This window comes from Spiroplasma endosymbiont of Anurida maritima (assembly GCF_042465095.1).
Taxonomy (GTDB): Bacteria; Bacillota_I; Bacilli_A; order Mycoplasmatales; family Mycoplasmataceae.
This window is the reverse complement of record NZ_CP102059.1, coordinates 536,929-562,472: the sequence shown is the minus strand read 5'-3', so window position 1 is coordinate 562,472 and position 25,544 is coordinate 536,929. Positions and strand designations below refer to the sequence as shown.

18 protein-coding genes are annotated in these 25,544 nt (G+C 26.6%); 2 read left to right on the top strand and 16 right to left on the bottom strand.

The features are described from left to right. The gene (locus NPX79_RS02675) at positions 1-1,410 is read right to left on the bottom strand and encodes a glycoside hydrolase family 1 protein (protein ID WP_381414898.1); all 1,410 of its coding nucleotides are present in this window, start codon (positions 1,408-1,410) and stop codon (positions 1-3) included. A 154-nt stretch (positions 1,411-1,564) separates the two neighbouring features. Here NPX79_RS02675 and NPX79_RS02670 point away from each other — a divergent pair, with 154 nt between their 5' ends. Next, positions 1,565-2,314: a hypothetical protein gene (locus tag NPX79_RS02670; RefSeq protein ID WP_381414897.1), complete on the top strand. Its 750-nt coding sequence runs from the start codon at positions 1,565-1,567 to the stop codon at positions 2,312-2,314. 8 nt (positions 2,315-2,322) lie between these two features. Here NPX79_RS02670 and NPX79_RS02665 read toward each other — a convergent pair whose 3' ends face one another. Both NPX79_RS02665 and NPX79_RS02660 read right to left on the bottom strand, forming a co-directional pair. Beyond that, the gene (locus NPX79_RS02665) at positions 2,323-4,968 is read right to left on the bottom strand and encodes a glucose PTS transporter subunit IIA (RefSeq protein ID WP_381414896.1); all 2,646 of its coding nucleotides are present in this window, start codon (positions 4,966-4,968) and stop codon (positions 2,323-2,325) included. Between the two features lie 151 nt (positions 4,969-5,119). After that, positions 5,120-7,261, bottom strand: coding sequence for a lipoprotein (locus tag NPX79_RS02660; RefSeq protein WP_381414895.1), 2,142 nt, complete (start codon positions 7,259-7,261; stop codon positions 5,120-5,122). 180 nt (positions 7,262-7,441) lie between these two features. On the opposite strand from NPX79_RS02660, the gene NPX79_RS02655 reads away from it, so the two are divergent. Further along, the gene (locus NPX79_RS02655) at positions 7,442-7,840 is read left to right on the top strand and encodes a hypothetical protein (protein WP_381414894.1); all 399 of its coding nucleotides are present in this window, start codon (positions 7,442-7,444) and stop codon (positions 7,838-7,840) included. A 186-nt stretch (positions 7,841-8,026) separates the two neighbouring features. Here the strand turns inward: NPX79_RS02655 and NPX79_RS02650 are convergent, their stop codons facing one another. From NPX79_RS02650 to NPX79_RS02590, 13 genes are all read right to left on the bottom strand, one after another. Beyond that, positions 8,027-8,206, bottom strand: a complete 180-nt coding sequence (locus NPX79_RS02650; RefSeq protein ID WP_381414893.1) for a hypothetical protein — start codon at positions 8,204-8,206, stop codon at positions 8,027-8,029. 48 nt (positions 8,207-8,254) lie between these two features. Further along, positions 8,255-10,369, bottom strand: coding sequence for a lipoprotein (locus tag NPX79_RS02645; protein ID WP_381414892.1), 2,115 nt, complete (start codon positions 10,367-10,369; stop codon positions 8,255-8,257). A gap of 182 nt (positions 10,370-10,551) precedes the next feature. Next, a complete protein-coding gene (locus NPX79_RS02640) occupies positions 10,552-12,663 on the bottom strand; it encodes a hypothetical protein (RefSeq protein WP_381414891.1) in 2,112 nt (703 codons plus the stop codon). Between the two features lie 32 nt (positions 12,664-12,695). Beyond that, positions 12,696-14,789, bottom strand: a complete 2,094-nt coding sequence (locus NPX79_RS02635; protein ID WP_381414890.1) for a lipoprotein — start codon at positions 14,787-14,789, stop codon at positions 12,696-12,698. A 59-nt stretch (positions 14,790-14,848) separates the two neighbouring features. Next, a complete protein-coding gene (locus NPX79_RS02630; RefSeq protein ID WP_381414889.1) occupies positions 14,849-15,760 on the bottom strand; it encodes a hypothetical protein in 912 nt (303 codons plus the stop codon). Between the two features lie 73 nt (positions 15,761-15,833). Further along, positions 15,834-16,493 (bottom strand): hypothetical protein, encoded by a 660-nt coding sequence (locus NPX79_RS02625; RefSeq protein ID WP_381414888.1) that lies wholly within the window; start codon positions 16,491-16,493, stop codon positions 15,834-15,836. Positions 16,494-16,562: 69 nt separating this feature from the next. After that, a complete protein-coding gene (locus NPX79_RS02620; protein ID WP_381414887.1) occupies positions 16,563-17,876 on the bottom strand; it encodes a hypothetical protein in 1,314 nt (437 codons plus the stop codon). 4 nt (positions 17,877-17,880) lie between these two features. Further along, positions 17,881-18,834 (bottom strand): hypothetical protein, encoded by a 954-nt coding sequence (locus NPX79_RS02615; RefSeq protein WP_381414886.1) that lies wholly within the window; start codon positions 18,832-18,834, stop codon positions 17,881-17,883. Positions 18,835-18,961: 127 nt separating this feature from the next. Further along, the gene (locus NPX79_RS02610) at positions 18,962-20,254 is read right to left on the bottom strand and encodes a BMP family ABC transporter substrate-binding protein (protein ID WP_381414885.1); all 1,293 of its coding nucleotides are present in this window, start codon (positions 20,252-20,254) and stop codon (positions 18,962-18,964) included. A 107-nt stretch (positions 20,255-20,361) separates the two neighbouring features. Continuing rightward, on the bottom strand, positions 20,362-21,027 hold the full coding sequence (locus tag NPX79_RS02605; protein WP_381414884.1) for a phospho-sugar glycosidase domain-containing protein: 666 nt from the start codon (positions 21,025-21,027) through the stop codon (positions 20,362-20,364). A 283-nt stretch (positions 21,028-21,310) separates the two neighbouring features. Beyond that, entirely contained in the window at positions 21,311-22,612 is a 1,302-nt protein-coding gene (locus NPX79_RS02600) for a BMP family ABC transporter substrate-binding protein (RefSeq protein WP_381414883.1), read from the bottom strand. Between the two features lie 114 nt (positions 22,613-22,726). After that, the gene (locus NPX79_RS02595) at positions 22,727-24,046 is read right to left on the bottom strand and encodes a lipoprotein (protein WP_381414882.1); all 1,320 of its coding nucleotides are present in this window, start codon (positions 24,044-24,046) and stop codon (positions 22,727-22,729) included. Between the two features lie 151 nt (positions 24,047-24,197). Next, entirely contained in the window at positions 24,198-25,499 is a 1,302-nt protein-coding gene (locus NPX79_RS02590) for a BMP family ABC transporter substrate-binding protein (RefSeq protein WP_381414881.1), read from the bottom strand. Positions 25,500-25,544 lie beyond the last annotated feature (45 nt).

The window sequence follows — 25,544 nt, the reverse complement described above, 5'->3', positions numbered from 1 at the left end:
TTAAGATAAGTTTTCACCATTGGTTTTAATAACATTTTGATACCAAAAGAAAGATTTTTTCTTGTATCTTTTCATGTCTTTTAAATCAAATTCATCACGATTTACAAATATAAACCCATATCTTTTTTTAACACCTTCATGAGTTGAAACTAAATCAATTGCACTTCAAGGCATGTAACCGATAAGTTCTACACCATCATCAATAGCTAGAGCCATTTGAGTGATATGCGCTTGATAATATTTAATACGATAATCGTCATTGATTGTACCTTGTTCAGTTAAAGTGTCATATCCCCCAATACCATTTTCGGTAATCATTAATGGTAACCCATATCTTTCATGAATGTCTCTTAATGTGTTTCTAAGCCCTTCAGGATCAATTTCTCAGTTAAATTCTGTAAGTGGTAAATTTTTGTTTCTTACTTTTTCGTATGTATCACCAACCAACCCTGATTGTTGATCTTTTTTAATTTCTAAATTGTTTGTGTGTGCTTGTTTGTATTTTATTGTTGCTGAGTTGTAGTAGTTAAAGGCAATAAAATCTGCTGTTCCTTTTTTAAGAATTTTCATGTCATTTTTTTCATAATCAAACATAGAGTTCAATTTTTCAAGTTTTCTTAAAAATACATTAGGATATACTCCTTTTACACCAACATCTAAATAAACTCAGTTTCTTTCCATATCAAAATCAAGTTTTGCTAAAAAGTCTAATGGTTTGTTTGAGTTTGGATATGTTACAGAAATATTTGGAGCTGGTCCTATTAAGGCATTTTTACAAATTTCTTTACAAGCGATAACGGCTTTAGCTTGAGCTAATAATAAATTGTGATTTATTTGCCACTTATCTTTTATTTTGTTTCCTGTGCTGTGAGTGTTAGCCATTCCAATAACATCACTCATTAAAACTACAATATTTTGCTCATTTATTGTTAATCAGTATTTTACCAAATCTTTATACTCATTAAAAATAGCTCGCGCAAATTTTTCAAAGGCATCTACCGTATTTCTACTTAATCAACCTCCTTTTTTTTCTAACGCTAAAGGTAAATCAAAATGATACATTGTAACAACCGGTTCTATATTATACTTTTTAAGTTCTAAAATTAAATTTTTGTAAAAATTAATTCCTTCTTTATTTATATTTCCGTCTCCATCAGGAATAATTCTACTTCAAGCTATAGAAAATCTGTATGACTTAAATCCTAGTTCCGCTAACATTTTTACATCTGTTTTTCAATTATTGTAGTGATCAGAACAAACTTCAAAACCAGTAACACCAGGCATTCAGTTATCTTTGTTTTTATCTTGAACAGATAAACCTTTTCCACCTTGGTTAACACCGCCTTCAAATTGATAGGCGCTAGTAGAACCACCTCACAAGAATCCTTTTGGAAATTTTAATTTTTTCATTTTACTCCTTTTTTATATACATAATTTATACTTTTATAATATCAATTTGTTTTTATACATCTATCAAATAACTTTATATTAGAACTGTTTTAAAAAAGTAGAACTAATTTAATATAATAAACTTAATATATAATAATTATAAGCGAGGTAAGTAATGAAAAGTTATTTTACAATTATTGAAAATATTGCAAAAGGAGATAATAATAGCAACTATGTGTTAATAGCAANNAAAAAAATATTAGAGTGTTTTATAAAAGGAAAGTTTTTGCAACAAAGAGAACTTGCAAATCAATGTTTTTTATCCATATCATCAATAACATATTTTTGCAAAAAGTTAGGGGTAAATGGTTATCGAGAGTTAATTTTTTTACTAAAGGGAGAATTAGAAAAAATTGAAATAAGCAAACAAAGTTTCCCAACAGTAAGTGGAGTTAGCTACTTAGATCCATATTACAAAGGTGTTAAAGAAATTTTTGAAAAGAATTCTTACTTCATTAAGAATCAAATAAACCAAGTTGATAAAAACAAAGAAATAAATTTAGTGTTGTCATATAACTTATCTAGATTAAATGATTTTTTGATACCACTTTTTAATGAAAAAAACATTAATATAACAAATGTTAATCTTTCTTGAACGTTTGAAACAATTTCAAGAAAATTAAATAATTATAATTCTATATTATTTATTTGTACAGGAAGAGATAACGAAACATTGTCACGTGCTTATGATCTTGTAAAAGATAAAAGCAAAATATTTGTTATTACAACAGAAGCGCAGTCTTTTAAATTTAAAGATGTAGAAAACAAAATGTTAATACCAGCAGAAAGCGCTTTTTTCAACTCTGCTTTTAGGCATATTTTAATTGAATTAATATTTTTAAATATTTTCCACAATGTAAAATAAAAAAACAGCTAAGCTGTTTTATTTGATATTGTTTTTTTATTAAATAATTTAAATAATTTATTCTTTTCTTTTTTAATTGTTATAATTTTTGGTTCACTTATTCGATAATTAATATCTAAAGAATGTACAGCATTATAATAATCATTTTCAAGACCTTCTATTTTATCAAAATTTAATTTTTTAATAATTTTATTCAGAACTAAATGAATGTTTTTTAGTTTTTCTTCTTGTATATTTTTTAATGAAGCAATAAATATTTCATTTTGCTTAGTTATCTTATCAGCTTTTTCTTCAAGAGGTTTTAGTTTATTTCCGTTTACAAGTTTTCAATATTTTTTATCTAACAAATCTAATTTTTTATTATTTTGTTTGTTATCTGGTTTTAATAATTCTTTTTGGGCTTTCTTAACTATTGAAGACTTTTTCATTTCCATTACATTAACAACGGACTCTAGAAGCACATTGGCACGTGTTTGTTTAACAATTTCTTTTTCAATTTTTTTAATCTGCTCAGTATCATTCTTAGAAACAATATTTTCAATTTCTAAAATTTCTTTTTTAATTTTAGTTAAAACTTCTTTTTTTGGCAAATCATTATGACTAGATAAAATACCAATAAGTTTTTTGTTGATTGACATGATTTCTTTTTTTTCATCTTTTCTTTCAGAATATGTAAGGAAAGAAAGAATACTTCCTGTTCCTATTGCTAATGCATATACTGAACAAGTAGCAATTATGTTACCTAAAATTGATAGAGGTGAACCTGTAAATGTATTATTAATACTGTTTATTGTCATACCTTTAATGGTTTCATTCACGGTAGGTTCAGCAATAGCTGATATTATTGAAAAAACACCATCACCACCCGGTACTCTACTTTCTGTCCCTAAAAAGCCAGATATAGTTCCAATTATACCGGCAGCTACCACACCCGCAATAAAGGGTCTAAATTTTGGTAAGTTAACAGCATAAATACTTGGTTCTGTAATACCCGCAATACCCGCAGGGATTGCCCCAAATGCCGCTCTTCTAACTTGTGCATTATTTGTTCTTATAGCAACACCAATTACTGCTCCAACTTGTGCAAATGCTCCAATTTGAGTTGATACCATTAGTGTTGTCGGAATTTCTGATGCTCTATCTAATGAAACGGGCATAATTACTGCAATATGCATTCCGGTTAAAACTAACGGTTGCCATATTAAAGCAAAAATTCCTGCCCCAATTCCATATGGGATTTTACCTAAACTACTAAATACTACTGAAATCCCTTGCTCCAGCAAGTATAAAACTGGGCCTAATGCAAAGAAGATTGCAGTTATTATAATAGAAAATGTTATCAAGGGTCTAAAAACAATGTCAACCGTTGTTGGCATTCAAGTTTTTATTCATCGATCTAAATAGAACAACATAAACGCCGAAGCAATATGAGGTAATATAGAATTTGTATATGTTTGAACCATTATTTCAGTAAAGTTATCAGAAGAACCAAACGAAATAAATACTCAACTCATTCCAGTACCCACCATAGGGTTAGCAATTGCCAAGGAAATAAATAGTTGCATTATTGAATTTGCTCCTAAATATTTAGCGGTGTTATAACCAATAACAATTCCTACAAATCTTAGCCCCACTTCAGCTGCAATATAGAAAATAGCCCCAAAAACATTAGCATCAGATATTAACACTTGTCCTTCTCCAGGATTTGTCATAACTATATCCTGCATAATTCCAGATATTATAAATATAGATCTTAATCCCAACAATATTCCTGATGCTAAAAGTATTGGGATTGAGGGTAACATAATACCACCCATCGCAGATAATAATCTGCTACCAAAACTTTTCTTAACAATATTTGTTCTAACATCTTGAGGTTTTTTTAAATCACTTATATATTTAAGAAAAGCATCTTTGACTTTGTACACTTCACCACCCACAATGATTTGCATTTGTGTGCCTGCTCAATTTACCCCTTTAACTAAAGGCAATTTTTTTATAGAGTTAACATCGACTTTTGACTTATCTTTTATTTCAAATCTTAATCTTGTCATACAATTAAACACTTGTTTATAATTTTCTTCACCACCAACAAGAACTAATAACTCTTCAGCTATTTTTTCATATCTTCCTTTTTGATTTACAAAAGATAATCTTTCTTGCTTTTCTTCTTGTAATGCTTTTGTAAAAATTAGTTCACCAATTGGATCACCTTTTTTAACATTTAGTATATTTTCCCTTAACTTAAACTTTCAACCTTTATTTTGTGTGGAATCAAATACTAATGGTGTTGATTTAGAAAAATTAATCATTTTACTATAATCAACAATTACGACGTCGTCGTTTTTATTAACAATATCATCTTTTTTAAAATTAACTTTAAATGGTTCTCCATTTAAAGTAACAGTATCTAATCCAATGTGCATTAATACACTTGGACCATCTTCACTTTTAAAATAAATGGCGTGTTTTGTTTTAAAAACCATTTCAATTGACGCTTTTTCAAATGGAGAACCAAAATTCCCACTAGTTGGTTCTATAAAAACACCGTCACCAAGCATTTTTTTTNNTGAAAAAACTTCATCATTTAATTCAGAAATAGGTTTTACAACCCCATCACATGGAGCATATAATATAACATTTTGTTTTTTCATAGTTTATCCCCTTCAATATTAATAGTATTTTTTTATGCATAAATTAGATACTTATTTTTCTAAAAACAATACCAATTTAATAAATTCAAATTAGTTTAAATAAAAAATAAAAAAAAGACTTCTGTTCAAAGTCTTTTTTTATTTTGTACTATTAGTAATATCTTTGGTCGTTGTAGTATCACTCAAAATCTACAAATTTTCAATTAGGATTTGCATTATCTCCTGTAATGTTTGAAATTGTAACAATATATGAATACTTAACATTTTTGCTATTTTCCATGTATTTATTACCTAACCCATCATATTTCATTTGTTCTTCTGGTGTCATATCTTTGATTGCTTGTGGCATATTTGCTTCTCCCACAGCATTAATTTCATTTTTATGCATTGATAAATCTGTACTTTCATCTTTTGGTCCATAGTAATCTAATTGATATGTAATTGAATTTGTTTTTACAGATGGTCCATCTTCTATAGGAATTTCTGCTCCTTCAAATAAACCAAGCTTTGTATTGTTAACTCCAATACCATCAGCTTTAATATCTCAATTTTTATCCATAAAAACTAAATCAAATCAAGATTTTTGTGTTCTTTCATTAATTTCATCAAAACTATTTTGGAAGTAACCATCATTACTATAAACGGTTTGTTGTAATCCATTATAGAATGAATTGTTTGGATCATTAGCCATGTTGTCTAAAGAACCGAATAAAGAATTTTGTGCATAGTCTACTGAACCATCTTCATTATCTATAGCTCCTAGTGTATCTCTAATTTTTTTACCATATTCTGATGTTGGATCAATTAATTCAATTTTTTGATTGTAATCATCACCTGAATATTCATATAATTCTTTTACTTTGGCTTCAAATTCTTTATTTTTTTCATATTTATGATCGTCGCCTTCAACTTTATTTAAAAATGGTTTAAACATGTTTCCAAGAATTGATGTTATTTGTCAAGTAGGAAAATTTTCTGTTTGAAATGCATCTGCAAAATAAAGTAAAAATGCCTTAGCTTGTGGGTATATGTCTACATCTAAAAATGGTGAAGCGATTAAATTAAAAATATTATTAATACCATCACTAATGTTGTTTCCCAGTAAACTATTGAACTTATTTTCATTAAATGTTTCTTTGTTTATTGTTAATATTTTTTTAATTATTGATGATATTTCCATTGAAGCTGTCATCAAAAAATCTACATTTGTATTTCCATATAAGGCAGCTTCTGTAGGTTCCGCAATCAATTCCATAGCTGTACCCATTAGATCTTGAGCACCACCAGCACCATTCATAATATCTGTAAGTTTTTTAACTAATTCTGAAACTCCAGGTAAAGTAAAATCTATCCCCGCTTCTTTTAGTTCACTAGCTTCTGTGTCTTCAAACCATTTAGGTAGTAATCCACCATAAACAATTCCTGTTGCCGCTAAAATTAGTGCAAAGTTTTGTTTGTCCCCTGTTTCAAAACGTGTTTTTAAAACTGGTAAAATTTTATTTAAACCACTTAAAGAAACAAACTCACTCCCATTACCAAAAACTTGCAATGCAGATAACATTAAATCAATAACTCCCATAGAAGATTTTCTATAAGAACCATAGCTTCCATCAAATACTTGTTTACCGTACTCAATTTTTTCTCCATCAATATTTTCATAAGAAAAAACAGATTTTTCTTTATCAAACATATTAGAATTTATTAATTCTTCCGTTAAAAATCCTGCACCTTTTTCATCATCTCAAAAACCATATTCTGTCTCAATAAACTTATCATTCATAGCTTCATTATTCATGATTGTATAATTTGTTAAAGCTCCAGTATCATATGTTGATCAAATGTTAGTGTTAAAATTATAAGATTGACCTTCCCTTACAATTCCTTGATTATGTTTATTTTCCACAAAATGATATGAAGATTCTGCTCTTCTTTTTTGACCATCAATTGGATTTTTATCTTGTAATTCTGGTTGATATTTTTCTAAATCATTTTTTTCTTTTGTAAAATCAACAACTTGACCATTATTTAAATTAAATGTTGGTGATGAACTGTTAAAAAACCCAAACATCGGAACACTGTTATAGTTCCCGTTTTCATGTCTTCCACCAATCATAATTTTTGCTAATTGTGAAGTTGCTCTAATTTGTGACACAATATTTTTATCTTTTATATTATTTAATTCACTATCTTTATAGGCATTTGTTTGACCCATTTCTGTTCCACAAGCAACAACAGTCGCAACAGTGGCTGCGGATAGTGTAAAACTTGCTAAAATATTTAATAACTTTTTCATATACTTACTCCTTTAAATATTTGCTATTTTTATATTCAAACTTAATATTTTTATAAAAATGATAATTTATTTTAACACAATAAAACCACCACTTTTTTTTGATCTATAAAACTTTTTTTTATTAATTTAAAAAACATTATTAGTTTTAAAAATATTTTATTAATAACAAAGTTTGAAAAATTGTTATTATTATTTTCTTTATTGCGAGTAAAAACATGATTAGAAAGTAATAAAGATACTAACTTAGAAAAAGATAACAGTGATAACCCTATTAAAAATAAATGATTATACAATACTAATAAAATAAAATCATTTGTAACAATTCTGCCATTTAATATTAAAATAGAATTAATATACAAGTTTAAAAATAAAGTAATAAAGTGTAAGTTAATAAAAAATACTGCGTTATTTAAAATAAACTTTTTGGTAATTTTACTTAAAATATATGCAAAAATATTTGCCAATATGAATAAAGATAGTATAAATGGAAAGATTAAAAAAATGAAAATAAATATATTAGTATTAAAAATAATCATAAAAATAATTGCCATTAAAGGAAAAACTAAAAGTTTATCGTAGTTAAAATGGTTTTGTAAAAATAAACTATTTTTTTTAAAAGATTTTTTAAAGAAAAAATATACAGCACAAATCATCGCTATTAAATTTGCGATTAATCAAATTTTTGTAAAAATATTACCTTTTAAATAAAGTTGAAAATCTAATAAAAAAGATGTTATTAAGATAAAAATATTTAAAATTACAACGTTAAAAATAAAAAAATTTTGGCGAAAATATTTTTAATCTTTTATTCATAATTACTTTGTTAAAAATAATCGCTGCAAAAAACAAGAATATATAAGAAACAACAAACAATACTATTGTTTCAACATGAAAATAATTTTGTGCTTGTAGCTCTATTCTATTTCACATAACACTATTATTCATAAATCAACCTTACTTATATTATTCTTTTATTATACCTTTTTATTTTTATTAATAATATCTTTGGTTATTATAGTATCATTCAAAATCTACAAATTTTCAATTTTGTTCTGATGTGTTGCTACTTACATTAGCAATAGTTACAATATATGAATATTTAATTTGATCACTATTTTCCATATATTTATCTCCCGTTCCATCATATTTCATTTGTTCTTCTTGTGATAAATTTTTAATGAAGTCAGGAATGTTTTTAGCAGAATTATAATTTATTTCATTTTCGTGTAATGATAAATCTGTACTTTCATCTTTTGGTCCATAATAATCTAATTGATATGTTATTGAACTAGTTTTTTCAACCTTGCCATTTTGCATTTTTAATTCAGCTTCATTAAATAAACCAAGTTTTGTATTATTAACACCAATTCCATCAGCTTTGATGTCTCAATTTTTGTCCATAAAAACTAAATCAAATCATGATTTTTCAATTCCTTCATTTATGCTTGCAAATAATTTTCCATAATATCCATCATTTGAATAAACTGCTTCTTGAATTGCTTGATAAAAGAAATTGTCTGGATTATTTGCAATATCATCAATTGAATCAAAAACAGAATCTGGCTTATAACTTTCAGATCCATCTTCGTTTATAACTAAACCAAGAACCCTTTTGATTTCTTTACCATAATTAGAAGTTGGATCAATTTCTTGAATATTTGGATTATAATCACTTTCACTATATTCATAAATATACTTTAGGTCTTTTTCAAGATCTACATTTTTAATATAATTATAATTTTCATCTTCATCTTTTATAAATAGCGGGTTAAACATATTACCTAAAAAAGATAAAATTTTTCATGTTGGAAAATTTTCACTTTTAAATGCTTGTGCAAAATAAGTTAAAAATGCTTTTGTTTGCGGATAAATTTCTACATTAATAATCTCTGTTCCACTTAAAACTAAATTAATTGTGTTACTAATCATATTTCCAATAAGTTCATTAAAGCCTTGTTCATTAAATGTATCTTTACTTAACTCAAATAAATCACGATAAATTTCTGATAATCTAATTGTTTCTTTCATAATGATATCAACATCATTATTATCATAAAGAGAAGTTTTTGAAGGATCTGAGGCTAATCTAGTAACAGCTAGTGTTAGTCCGCTAAATTTTTTAATCTCTGCAATTAATTCTTTTGCTTTTTCACTTTCAAGATCTACCCCTAATTCTGTTAGAGGAGATTCTTCTATTTTTCTTGGAAATCAATCAACTTTAAATGTTCCATGCGCTAACCCCACAATTGACAGAATTAATCCAAAATTATTTCTAATACCCACATCACTTGTTTTTAAAATAGGTAAAATGTTATTTAGTCCACTTAAAGTAATAAATTCATTACCTTGACCGAATGATTGAATTGATGATATTAATAGATCAACAATACCTAATGCACTCTTTTGATATGAACTAAATAAAGCTGATGAGCTTTCTTTACCATAAGAAATAAGTTCTCCTTCAGTTGATAAATATTCAAATTTATTTGTATCATAGTCAAAAGAACCATTATTGAATAAAGCTTCTGTTAAATAACTTGCCCCTTTTTTCTTGTGATTAAAATCTCCACTATCAACTAAAAACATTTCATTCATAGCTTCATTATTCAACATTGTATAGTTTGTTAAAGCTCCTGTGTCATAAAAAGATCAATAATTATCATTATAGTTATAAGTTTTACCTTCTCTAACTAAACCTTTATTATGGAAATCTTTCACATAATGATAAGAAGATTCAGGTCTACGAGTTGGACCATCAATTGGAGAATTATCTTTTAATTCTGGTTGAAGTGCTTGTAGATCGTTTTTTTCTACAGAAAAATCAACTTCATGCCCATTGTCTAATTTATAAAGCGGTGCAGAACCATTAAAAAAACTGTACATTGGTACTGAATTATAATTACCATTTTCATGCCTTCCACCAATCATAATTTTTGCTAATTGTGAAGTTGCTCTAACTTGCGATACAATATTTTTATTTTTAATATTTTCAATTTCACTATCTTTGTAAGTGTTTGATGATGATAGTTCTGAACTACAAGCAACAACAGTTGCCACTGTTGAAGTTGTAAAAACCAACGAACCTAAAATATTTAATAACTTTTTCATTTTGTTCCTTTATCTAATTCAAAAAATTTATTTGCCAATTTTTATAATAACATATAGAAACAAAATATAAAACAAGCAAAGATTAATTGTAATTTAATCTAAACATTGTTTTACAAAAAATTATAATATTTTACAAAATAAAAAAGGAAATAAAGTCCTTTTTTTATATTTATTTAATTTTATTAATAATGTCTTTGATTGTTATAATATCATTCAAAATCTACAAATTTTCAATTCTGGTTTGATTTGCTTTTACCAACATTGGCAATTGTAACAATATATGAATATTTTACTTCATCGCTATTTTCCATATATTTATTTCCTAAACCATCGTATTTCATTTGATCTTCTTGCGACAGATTTTTTATATAATCTGGAATGTTTTTTGCTCCCACATGATCAATTTCATTTTCGTGTAATGATAAATCTGTACTTTCATCTTTTGGTCCATAATAGTCTAATTGGTATGTTATTGAACTTGTTTCAACCAATTTTCCACCAGTTGTTGGAACTTGTGCTTCTGTAAATAATCCTAATTTAGTATTATTGACACCTATTCCATCAGCTTTAATATCTCAGTTTTTATCCATAAACACTAAGTCAAATCATGATTGTTGAATATCATTGTTAATTTCAGAGTATAATGAATTATAAAAACCATCGCCACTGTATACTGTTTCTTGCATTGCTTGATTAAATGGGTTATTTGGGTTATTAGAAATGTTATCTAGACCACCAAAAATTGAGTTTTCTCTATAAGATTCAGAACCATCTTCGTTAATAATAACTCCGTGAACTTCTTTAATCTTTTTACCATAATCAGATGTTGGATCAATTTCGTGGATATTAGGATTATAATCAGGCCCTGAATAATTGTAAAGATCTTTTGCAATTGCTTCAAATTCTTTATTTTTTTCATATTCAAATTTTGTTCCATCTTTTAATTGTAAAAACGGTTTGAATACTTCTCCAATTAATGATGTAAGCTGTCATGTTGGGAAATTTTCGCTTTTAAAAGCTTCTGCAAAATATAGTAAAAATGATTTTGCTTGAGGATATATTTGGAATCCAAACATTGGTATTAATCTAAATATTGTATCAATAGCTGAACTAATATTTTGTCCTAACAAACTATTAAATACGTCTTCTTTAAACGTGTCTTTATTTAGTGTTAATATTTCTCTAATAATAGATGATATTTCTAAAGTTTTTGACATAATAACATCTACATTTTCGTTTCCAAAAAGGTTTGCTTCTCCTGGTTTTTCAATTAATGTTATACCACGCATCATTAATCCTGCATTTTCTTGAATTGAAATAAGTCTATCAACTAAAGGTTTAATTTCTGGTAAATCTAAGTTTACACCAGCTGCTTCTAATGGAGAATCTTCTTCTAAAAATCAAGTTTGAATTAAAGAATCATGTGCAACTCCAGTAGCTCCAACAATTAAAGCGAGGTTGTGAGCATCTCATGTTTGTGTTGTTTTTAACATTGGTATTATTTTGTTTAATCCGGCTAATGCAATAAATTCATTACCTTGACCAAATGATTGTAGTGAGCTAACAACTAAGTCAATTACACCTAAAGCACTTTTTTGGTATGAACCATAAAGAGCACTTGCACTTTCTTTACCATAAGAAATAGTTTCGTCCCCTACTTTATATTCAAACATTTGTTCTTCTTTATCATATAAATTAGAATTAACTAATTCCTCTGATAAGAAACCAGCTCCTCTTTTATCATTTCAAAAATGATTTTCTTTTCCAATAAATGTTTCTTTCATTGCTTCATTATTTAATATAGTATAGTTTGTTAAAGCACCTGTATCATAATAACTTCAAATATTATCATTGTAATTGTATGCTTTACCTTCTCTAACTAACCCTTGATTGTGTTGACCTTTTTCATAAACATACGATGATTGTGGACGTCTCATTGGTCCATCAATTGGGTTGTTATCTTTTAATTCAGGTTGTAAATTTTGTAATTCGTTTTTTTCTAAAGAAAAGTCAACTTCTAAACCATTATTTAATTTATAATTTGGTGATGAGCTATTAAAAAATCCATACATTGGAACACTGTTGTAGTTACCATTTTCATGTCTTCCCCCAATCATAATTTTTGCTAATTGTGAAGTTGCTCTAACTTGTGACACAATGTTTTTATTTTTAATATCGTTTAATTCGCTATCCTTATAAGGGTTTGATGTTAATTCAGTACCACAAGCAACAACAGTCGCAACTGTTGCTGTTGTAAAAGTTAAACAACCTAAAACATTTAATAATTTTTTCATAAATTTCTCCTTAAATTACTTATTAATATATTTTAATAAAATCTTTGATTATTATAATATCATTCAAAGTCAACAAACTTTCAATTTGCATTATCTTCATCAGAACTTGTGTTAGCAATTGTTACAATATATGAATATTTAACTTCATCACTATTATTCATATATTCATTTCCTAATCCATCATATTTCATTTGTTCTTCTGGTGAAAGGTTTTTTATATAATCTGGAATGTTTTTTGCATCTACATGATTAATTTCTTTTTCATGTAGAGATAAATCTGTACTTTTATCCTTTGGTCCATAATAGTCTAATTGATATGTAATTGAACTTGTTTCAATTAATTTTCCATCTTTTGCTGGTATTTTAGCATTACTATAAAGACCTAATTTTGTATTATTAACACCAATTCCATCAGCTTTGATATCTCAATTTTTATCCATAAAAACTAAATCAAATCATGATTTTTCAATATTGTTAGAAATATCTCCAAACAATTGTTTAAAGAAACCATTTTCTGAATAAACAGCTTCTTGAATTCCTTGATAAAATTCATTGTTTGGATCATTTGCCATTGAATTTAAAGAACCAAAAATTGAATTTTCTTTATATGATTCTGTTTCATCTTCATTGATAATTACTCCATGAACTTCTTTAATTTTTTTTGCGTAATTAGATGTTGGATCAATTTCAGCAATATTGGGATTATAGTCGCTTTCACTATATTCATATAAATTTTTTACTTCTAATTCAAAATCTTTATTTTTAGTGTACTCATAAGTTGAACCTTCTTTTAAACTTAAAAATGGTTTATATAAGTTTCCTAACAATGAAATAATTTTAGTTGTAGGAAAATCCTTGCTTTTAAATGCATCTGCAAAGAAAAGTAAAAATGCTTTTGGTTGAGGATTAACAACTCCACCAACATCTCCTATAATCGCTTTAATGCTATCTCCTAAGTAATTACCGATTGAACTATTTAATTTTTCAAGATCTAAATTTTCTTTAGCTGTTGCAAAAATTTCTTTATATAAATTTCCTAAAGTCATGATTTTTTCCATAATAGTATCTACATTTGAATTACCAAATAATCCACCAGAATTTGACATTAATGTAATTGCACTAATTGTTAAGCTTGCGTCAGCCACTTCTTTGACTTTTTTTAAAAGTTCTTGTGTTTCATCTTCAAAAAAATTAACACCCACGTAGGTTAAATTATCACTGTCACTCAATCAATTATTTGAAAAATTATAGTATAAAATTCCTGCTACCGCTAAAACTAATGAAAAGTTGTTTTTCTCTCCGTTTGGATCGTTAGATTTCAAAATAGGTAATATCTGGTTTAAACCACTTAAAGATATAAATTCTGAACCTTGACCAAAAGATTGTAATGTACTTATTAATAAATCAATAACTCCTACACCACTTTTTTTATAAGAACCGTAAACTGGCGATGTACTTTGCTTTCCGTATGAAATAAGTTTATCTTGAACTTCATATTCAAACATAGATTTCTCAGAGTTATATAAGTTACTGTTAAATAATTCCTCTGTTAAAAATCCTGCACCTTTTTTTACATCTCAAAAGTAATTACCATCATCTACAAAGTTTTTTTTCATTTTTTCGTTATTTAACATTGTATAATTTGTTAAAGCACCAGTGTCATAATAACTTCAAATATTATCGTTATAGTTATAAGACTTACCTTCTCGAACAAGCCCTTTATTATGAGCTCCTTTTTCGTAATAATATGAAGATTGTGGACGTCTCATTTGACCATCAATTGGATTTTTATCTCTCAACTCTGGTTGAAGTTTTAATAAATCCGCTTTTTCTAATGAAAAGTCTACTTCTTCACCATTATTTAATTTAAAGTGTGGTGATGATGAGTTAAAAAAACCATACATTGGAACACTATTGTAGTTACCATTTTCGTGTCTTCCACCAATCATAATTTTTGCTAATTGTGAAGTTGATCTAACTTGTGACACAATATTTTTATTTTTAATATCATTTATTTCGCTATCTTTATATGGGCTGGAACTTACTTCTGTACCACAAGCAACAACAGTTGCAACTGTTGAAACAGTAAAAGTTAGCGAACCTAAAATATTCAATAATTTTTTCATATTTAATTTCTCCTTATTTATTAATAATTAATTTAATTTGAATTAATAAATAAGAAAAATTAACAAATTTGCACGTCTACTTGTTTGATATCGATATAGTTTTTAAATAAATTTTCCGCATCAAAATTCTTGTTGTTTTGATTTAAAAAATTTATTAAATTATTTGTTTTTATTAATTTTGTTCCATAAACATTATCCAAGCTTTGCTTACTTTTTTTATTTATTAAGTAAAAAACAACACTTATTGTAAACAAAATAAAGTTTACTATATTACTAAAAATTGCTTTTAATAATAATAAAAATGATGCAGGGTTATTATTGTAAAAACTATGAAAAATAGAAATTAGAGTTACTGTGAAATAAAGATTAAACAAAAAGGCAATTAAATTATTATTAAAATTAATTAAAACTTTTAGTTTAGAAAAATATAAATCTTTATTGTGAGAATACTTTAAAACAAATTTTAAAACACTAATTAATGCATTAAAAACCACTAAAGAAAACAAAATGTTAAAAATATTTTTTATTATTAATGTAAACATATTTACATTAGACAAGAACATTAAATAGTTTATAAAAAATGTTAAAAATAAAAATAAAAATAATGAATTAGTTTTAAAAGATTTTTGATTTTCGTTTTTAAAGATACTTAATTTAATAAAGTAAGAAATAAACAGTAAAGGCACTGATGTAAAGGTAATTATTAAGATTAATTTATTTTGATTAATTTGTCCATAAAAATTTCCTATAAATAGTACATTGTATAGTCCCATTGATAAAACCAAGAAAACCACAAAAGAAAATGTTTGTAAATTCTTTATAATTGATTTTTTTGATAAACACCTATGGCTCATTAAATTTAAAACAGAAAACGCAATTGAAAAAATTACCAGAGAAAGCATAACAAAAAATATAGTTATTTCAAAACCTAAAAAGATATTTAAATTTTCAAAAGCTTGTATATTTTTCATATTTTCTCCAAATAAAAAGTTCTTAATTTTTATTCATAAATTATACTACAAATAAATAAATATTAAAAACTCTTTAATTATTATTTAATTTATCTTGCAAAAACTCTATTTTTTTAAGATGTTTAAGAAATCTTTTTTTATGTTTTAACCTAGATTTTAAAGGCAACAAACATAAAATATTATAAAAATATGTTGTTAGTTTTTTATCTTTTAATACATTTGTAAAATTATTATGTGCTATATTGTTTCTTAAATGTAATCAATTTTGAAACGCTTCTTGTGCATCAACTTCTTTTTGTGTTATTTTTTTAACAAAAAGGCCAAAAATTGTTTTTTGTTCTTCAATATATTCTTTTTTTAGGTCAAATGTTGTTTTATTAATTAAATCACCGATTGTATATTTTTGATATTCTGCATTATGACCTTTATATTCAAGAAAACCTTTAAAACAACTTTCAATATTAAGGCATATTTTTAAAATATCCGCTGCTAAATTTTGAGATGAATAGTAACTGTTAATTAAATTATCACTATCAATTTGTTTTGTTCTTAAAATGTCTTTTAGTAATTCACTAAACACCTTTAAATTGTTTCATCCAATTATTCATAAGTTATAGTATCACTTAGAACGTGAAACAATAAATATTTTATTTTCTTTTGCAATTTTTATTGCATATTTTTTAAAAACCTTATTTTTATATCCTGTAGCTTTTGAGCTATTAAAATTAATCATTTTATAACCTTCTTTTTCATTAGAATAATTATACAAAAAAAATAGAGAAATCTCTATTTTATAAGTACATTAATAATATCTTTTGTTATTATAAAATCATTTAAAATCAATAAATTTTCAATTTTGTTCTTTTGTTTTTGTTTTACCATTCAGGTTAGTAAATGTTACAACATATGAATATTTAATATCTTTACTTTCTTTTAAATACTCATTTGCTTTACCATCATATTTCATTAAACTTGTTTCTGACATATTTTTAAGTATTTTAGGTATATCTTTCATGTTTTTTGTAGGTTCAGATTGGAAAAATGGGTCAGAAAAAGAATCATCTTCACCAAAACTTTCAAATCCATCATCTTCACCAAAACTTTCAAATCCATCATCTTTATGCGTATTTTCATCTGTGTCATAATATAACAACTTTTCTTGGTGTAAATTTAAATCTACACTGGCATCTTTTGGACCAAAATAATCTAATTGATATTTTAGTTCTGTTTTATCTTTATTTCATCCAAGTTTTGACCCATCAACACCTTCTCCCATGGCTTTAATGTTTCAAAAATCATCTCTAAATAATAATTCAAAACTCTTTTCATTTATAATTCTTTCACTTTCCATTATTAAATCTGATAAAAAGTTACCTTTAGTATTAAAGAGTTTTTTAAATGCTTTGTACATAGATGAATTAGGGTCATGTGATCATTTATAAAAAATATTAAATAAGGAACCGTCTTTATACATATCAGTTTTTTCATCTAAACCATAATTTTTTAGAATTTTTTTGTAATATTTCCCAGTCATGTCTATTTCGGTTAAGCTTTTAGTAAATGACTTGTCATTTGGGTGATTTTTTTGATAATTTACGATTTCTTTAATTTTATTAAACATATCATAATTTAAAACTATATCTCCATCAGTGTTTTTTTCTGTAAAAATTGAAAATAATTCTGAAGTTCCGGCCCCAAATTCTTTAATAGGAAATGCTCCATTTTGAATTATTTTATCAATAATTGCTAAAAAAGCTTCTGTTTGCGGTCATAAAAATGAACTAAAAACTCCCATTTGTTCAGATATTGCTTTAGCAAAATCTTTACCAGCTAGAATATCATATTCTTTAGTATCAAAATTTGTTGTTAAATCGACCATTTTTCCAAAATAATCAGCACTTTTGACAATTTCTAGAATTAAATTGTTAATATTTTCAGATTTTCCATCTAAAGAAAAACTTTTATCTTTGTTGCTTGAAGAAAATATTTTATTTCCAATAAACTCTGTATAGCTATAGGCATTTATCATTCTGTTTAAACTGTCATATAATTTTTCAATTACATTATCAAATTCATTTTGATTTTCTGGTGGTATATTTATTTTTAACTTATCCAATACACTATCTTTTTTTTATAGAAACTTTATAGTTATCTTTTAATAAAGTTAGTTTTCCTAAATTTTCTTTTTCGAATCAATTAACCATTGTTTTACCAACCGATCAAATAAACGGAATTAAGTTTGAAAAATTTGAATTAGAATTTGAATGCTGTTCTACAAAAGGAAAAATTAAACCAAAAGCTAATAATCCTAAATTTTCAGTACCTCTTCCAAAAAAAGAAATACCGGCATTAAACAATGAAATAATGGCATTACTTCATTTATTATAGACAGCTCAGTTTAAATCAGCGGTTTCTTTTCCAAAATCAAAATCAGAATAAATATTAAATGTTTTTGTTTTTTCGTTGTATTTATTTTTTTTAAATAAAGTATTATGTGTGTTAATAGCACCAAAAAAATCATCACTAAATCCATTGGCAGTTATAATTTCTTTGATTTCTGGAAAATTCTTAATAATAGAATTAACCATTGGTCCTGTATCATAATGTGCTCAAGCTACATTATTTATATCATAATCAGAATTTTTCTTATGGTAGTTTTTATCCATATAAAAAACACTTGTAGCAGTTTGGGCATAACCAGATACTGGAGACCCATAACCTAATGCGTCATTGTATGTTTTAATTCTATTTAATTCTTTTTCAATATTATAATCTCCATTTTTTAATTTTAAAACAGGGTTTGTTGTCATTGTTACTAAATTATTTAAAACTGAAGGTGCTGCATAGTTGGCATTTTCATGACGACCAGCTATAAAAATTTTGGCCAAGATTGATGAAGCCTTTAAATCTCTAATTAAACTTTTATCGATAACATTATTAAGTTCTGAATCACCATAGGTGTAACTGTTTTTTAATTGTGCTTTATCCGTTAAGGGTTTTCCACAAGAAACAGCATAAGAACTTGCACTAACTGTTAGTGCTAACGTGGGTATAATCATTAATAACTTTTTCATAGGCATTTCTCCTTTTGTGTTTAATAATAAAAATGATAAACACATTTTAAAGATTATTATTTAAAATCTTTAAACAAGTTTATCATTGGTTTATTTATATAATTCTGAATTATGCAAATTGCGCATATTATTCTCAAGGAAGTTTGGTTTTAAAAATTTCTTTTCCCATTCAAATATTGTTAAAGTTTTTAGAAACTACTTTTTTATATCACTCTTTTACATCAATTGCTTTTGTGTTTGTAGTACTATTATCTGTAAAGTGTTTCATAATATTAGCAGATAATTTTGGAAAATCTTGATTATTAGCAATCCCCGATCATTCTAAACTTGAAGCCAAAACATTATTTGAAAAATACTTTTTGTATGTTTCTAAATCTTTGTGCTTATTTTTAATGGCGGTTAAACTATCAATGATTGGTGTTTTTAAGTCTTTTAAAGCTGATGTTATAAAAGTTTTGCTGTCATATACTTTACTCATATCAATATCAACTCCAATTGTAAATCTATTAACATCATTATTGTCTTTTATTACATTTAATCAATCCATTGTTTGAATACCAGCAACAGGCATCATTGCATTTACACCTAACTTATATGCTTTTTTAGCTAAATGCATACCACCTTGGGAGTTGAAATTTGTAAATCAATCATCAGCACTTCCTATATTTGGAACTTCACCAACATTATGATTATCAATTCTTGTACCTGTAAACGGATTTATAAACTTAATTTTTTTAAAAGTTGGTTTTAGATTTTGAGAATCATTATTAAAAATAGATGAAAAAAGTTTTTGTAATTCTAATGTATTTTTATCATTATTAAAGTAACGAATACCTGCATAAAATCCTGCCATAAAATCAACAACTCCTTGTTTGTCACCACCACCTCATGTTGACACTTTTATTTCATTTTGATCAAACATTTTATAATTTAAAAATATACCAGAACTTACACCAGCATAAAATCCTGAAACAACAGAATCAAAAACAATTTTAGCTACATTTTGATTGTCTATGTTGGCTAAATCAAATTTATTTGCATCTAATCAAATATAGTGTTGTTTTTTAAAGATATCTTTATTTGTTTTACAAAATTCTTGTAAATTTTTAGCATGTAAAAATCCTGGAACAACAATTGTTCCATAATAATTATTAGCTGCTGCAACATATTTATTTAAAATATCGTTATTGTTTTGGGGGGTAAAGTACTTTTTTTGAAAATGTTTATTTGGGTATTTTTTTATAAAAGCGTTGATTGCATTTCAACTTAGCTCATTAAAAGATTTATCATTGATGCTGCCAGCATCAGTTATTAAAGCAATGTTTTCTTTTATTAATTTTATTTTCCCACAAGCAATTGTGGAAAAAACTAAAGGTGCAACAATTATTATTGTAAATAAAATTTTAATACTGTTTTTCATGTATAACCTCTTTATGCAAATGTAATTGCAATTAAAAAATAACACAAAAAACTCATATAGCTACAAATTATGCTTTATACTATATGAGTTTGTTTAATCTTAATATATTAAATTTCTTTAAAATTAAATTTAAATCAAGGTTGTACCATCATTAATAAATTATGTTCTTCTATATCTATTTTTCCAATTAAATTAGCTCTTTTATCAAATCCTTTAAAGTCATCTTTTAAAATAACAACAAGTTCTTTTTGATAATTTTTATCTAATGAATTTATAATTAAAACATCACCTTTGCTAAATGTTTTTTCATTATTATTAGGAATAATATTTTCTCTTGTTTTATAAATTACACGAGACATTGTAGATCTCAAATAATACTCATTTATGTCTCCTCTTAAAAAATGCTTGACATCAAAGATTATTTCTTTTTCTAATTTAGAAATATTTTTATTTAAATTTATTTTAAATTCTATTGTGTTTTTATTAACAAGAGATAGACTTTTTAACTTTTCATCAGATGCATGCATTGTGGGATCTTTTAAATCTTTTAGAGCAGAAGTTATAAATTGGTCTTTCTGTGACTTGTATTGCATAGACATGTCAGTATCCACTCATATTGCATAAAATTTATCTTTGCCTTCAATCGCTGTTAATCAATCTTGAGTTTGAACTTTAGCAACAGACATCTTAACATTAATATTATTTTCTATTCTCGCTTGTGCTAACTCTATGTTTTTACTGATAGGTTCTGGTATTATTGGTTTTACTGGCATTTTTGGTATTTGTGTAGAACAGCTGCCGTGGCTCCTACCTATGTAATAATTGATAAAATACTTAATATTTTTTCACAAATACCTCACTAAATATTGTTAAATAAATAATTAATAGTATTACACTTATAGAATTTTTATATCTTTTTTAAAGATAAAACACAAAAAGATAAAATTATTTAATAACTTTGCAATTGTAAAATTTTGTTATAGTTATAATAATATAAAATAATTATAATTTTTTAAAAAAACACCTTTTGGTGTTTTTTTATATATATATTGAAATTTAAGCTACCTCTTCTCAATAAGGTTTTGTTTTCATAATTTCACCGCTCATTCATACTCCTGAACCAGCTTCTATTTTTGCTAAAGCTTCTTCAAATCAGTCTTGAATATCTTGTGGTTTAACGTGTGATCCTTCTTGTGTAAAGTAATCTCTCACAACTACATCTAATTTTTCATAAGTAGTGTTTTTCGCAATATCAGATCAACTTACATCTTCTACTGTTTCATTATTTTTGAAATATTTTTCATATTCTTTTTGTGATTCTAGATTTTTATCTTTGTTATGAATAGCATTTAAAGTATCGACTGTTGATCCTTTTAAATCTTTTAGAGCAGATGTTACAAACTGTTCTTTTTGGGCTTCGTATTGTGTAGCCATATCTGTATCAACTCCAACTGCATAAAATTTATCTTTACCTTCAATCGCTGTTAATCAATCCTGAGTTTGAGGACCAGCAACCGGCATCATAACATTAATATTATTTGCTATACCAGATGCCGCTAATGCTTTCCCATCTCCTGCGTGAAAATTAGTAACTCAATCTTCTTTTGTGCCAAGATTTGGAGCTTCATAGAAAGCGTGATTGTCAACTCTAGCACCTGTTTTAGGGTTAACAAATTGAACTTCTCTTAAATCTGCAACTTCAATATCAGCGCTAAAAATTTCATTATATAAATCAGGCATGTAACTTTTACCAAATAAATTAAAGAAACGTATGGCCGAATAAAAACCAGCCATAAAATCTGTTACCCCTTGGCTATCTCCACCTAACCATGCTGATGTTTTTAAGGTTCCTTCAGGTACTTCTTTGTTTAAAAATAAAGCTGTTGAAATACCGGCATAAAATCCAGAAATTGCTGCGTAAAAGACAATTTTTGCTACGTTAGAATTATCGATACCAAATAAATCCTTGTTATTGGCATCCAATCAAACGTAATGTTGTTGTTTGAATATCTCATTATTTTGTTTAGAGTATTCTCTAATTGGATTAGCGTGTGCAAACCCTGGAGCTACAATTGTTCCGCTACCAGAGTTTGCAGCTGATGTATATTTGTTCAAGATATCATTTGGATCAATTGGTTCAAATGATTGTCTTGAGTAACCTTTTATTTCATCTTGTTTCATAAATTGATCAATAGCTTCTCATGAACTTTGGTTAAATGATTTATCATTTATACTTCCAGCATCAGTTACTAACGCTATTTTTTTACTACTAATTTCTGGTGTGGCACAAGCAACAACTGTTGCTGCTGTTGAACCCACCAATGCTACTACTGATAAAATATTTAATATCTTTTTCATAAATACCTCACATTAAATTTTGATAAACATAACTAATGGTATTTACACTTATAAATTTATTTATATTGCACTGCAAATATTTGCTAAAATAAATAATTAATTTTATTTAAACAGTTAATACACTGACTCTCATGAAGCAACTGTTGTAAAAACTTTTTCACTCATTCATATATTTTTAGCATCTGGTGTATTCGCTACAATTTCTTTATATCAAAGATCTATTATTTGTCTATTAAGGATATCAATATCATTATTTACACCATTCATTACTGATGAAGCAAGTTTACTATATGAATCATTTTCAGCAATAGTTGATCAATCTAAATTTTCTACTGGTTCATTATTGAAAAAGTATTGTTCATATTGTAGATTGGCTTCTACGTCGAATGGTCTATTTTTTATAACATTTAAAATACTTTCTGTAGAAGAACTTAAGTCTTTTAAGGCTGATGTTATAAATTTATCTTTGTAATCAGTATATTCTTTTGACATATCAACATTCACACCTACAGCGTAATAATCAGGTTGGTCTTTGACTTCGTTCAATCAATGTTCTGTTTGTGCTCCGGCAACTGGCATTAAAGCTTGTATGTTATTATCAAAAGCTGATTTAGCTAATGCTTTTGCTTTATCTTCTTCAAAATTTGTTATTCAATCACTAGCTTCTCCCAATTCATCTTTTGGAACAACTCCTTTAACATGATTATCAATTCTGGCACCTGTTTTAGGGTTAACAAATTGGACTTCTTCAAGTTCATATTCTAAAACACCAAATGCTGCGTTGTAAATATCTTTAATATAAAGGTCTGATTTTCATCTATTAAAAAATCTAATTGAAGAATAATATCCAACTAAAAAATCAGAAACCCCTTGTACATCTTCTCCGATTCAAGCTGAGGTTTTTAAGGTTGTATCTGTTTGTGCTAATTTTTCATTTAAAAATAAACTAGTTGCAATCCCAGCATAGAACCCAGATAACACTGAAGAAAAAATAACATTTGCAACATTATCATTTCTTGTTTCCGCCAAATCTTTATTATTGGCATCTAACCAAATATAAAGTTGCTGTTTAAAAACTTCTGGATCTTGTTTTGCAAAATCTTGAATATATTTATAGTGATTAAACCCAGCCCCTATCACTATTTTATTATTATCTTTGGCAGCTTCACTGTATTGTTTTATAACATCATCTGAAACTTCAGAGTCATAAGATTTAGCTTCATAGGTTTTTGCATCTTCTTGTTTTAAAAAGTTTTGTACCCCACTTCAAGCTTTATCGTTATAGAAACTTCCTTCTGTTGTATTATAATCTTTTATAAATGCTATTTTTTTTCANTTCATAGATGAATTAGCCTCTGTTGTACAAGCAACAACAGTTGCAGAGGTTGCTCCAACTAAGGTGATAATAGATAAAATATTTAAAATTTTTTTCATAAATACCTCCATTAAATATTGTTAATAAATAATTAATAGTATTTACACTTATGCATACATTATAGTACTTTAAAAAAAATTTGCCAAATAAAAAAAATATAGATGTTCCTATATTTTTTTATAAATATTATCTTTAGTAATAAAATTTGCTTTATTTTTCTCAAGCTGGTGTTGTTTTCATGATTTCACCACTTAATCAAACTCCAGCTCCTGCTTCAACTTTTGCTGTAGCTTCTTCGAATCAATCTTGAATTGCTTGTGGTTTAACAGGTGATCCTTCTTTAGTAAAGAACTCTCTTACAGCAACATCTAAGTTTGCGTAATTTGCATTTGCAGCTATGTTAGATCAGCTTGCATCTTCAATAGTTTTGTCGTTTGCAAAGTATTTATTATATTCTGCTTTTGATTCTTCATCTTTATCTTTGTTGTAAATTGCATTCAATGCATCAACTGTTGCAGCTTTTAAACCTTTTAAAGCTGAAGTAATAAATGTTGATTCTTTACCTTCATATTGTTGAGACATATCTGTATCAACTCCAACTGCATATAATCCTTCTTTTCCTTCGATTGCAGTTAATCAATCTTGAGTTTGAGGGCCAGCAACTGGCATCATGACATTAACTTTATGTGCTACACTTTTTNNTTGGGCAAGAGCTCTACCATCTCCAACATGAAAACTAGTAACTCAGTGTACACTTGCTCCTAAACTTATTGGTACTTCTCCCATTTTATGATTATCAATTCTATTCCCAGTATCTGGGTTAACAAATTGAACTTCTCTTAATGTTTCTGCTGGTACTTCTCCAAATGCTTCATTGTATAATCCAGTCATTGATTCATCATCTTTATTAGCGTTAAAAAAACGAATAGCTGAGTAATATCCAGCGATAAAGCCAGCAACTCCTTTAGTATCTCGACCTAATCATCCAGATGTTTTTAAATCACCTTCCGGCACTTCTTTATTTAAAAATAATGCTGATGAAATTCCAGCATAGAATCCTGAAATTGCTGAGTAGAACACAACTTTAGCTACGTTTGTATTATCAATTGAAGCTAAATCTTTATCATTTCCATCCAATCAAATATAATGTTGTTGTTTGAAAATGTCATTATTTTGTTTAGAAAATTCTAAAATTGGATTGTCATGACCAAATCCTGGAGCAACAATAGTTCCATAGCCAGAATCTGCAGCTGTTTTATATTTGTTCAAAATATCTTTTGGGTTAACTGGTTCAAATGATTGTCTTGAATAACCATCTATTTTGCTTTGGTTCATAAATCCATCAATAGCTTCTCATGCGCTTTGGTTAAATGATTTATCATTTATATTTCCATCATCAGTTATTAAAGCTATATTTTTACTACTAATTTCTGGTGTGGCACAAGCAACAACAGTTGCTGCTGTTGAACCTACCAATGTTGCTACAGATAAAATAGTTAATATCTTTTTCATAAATACCCCACATTAAATATTGCTAAAAATAACTAATAATATGCT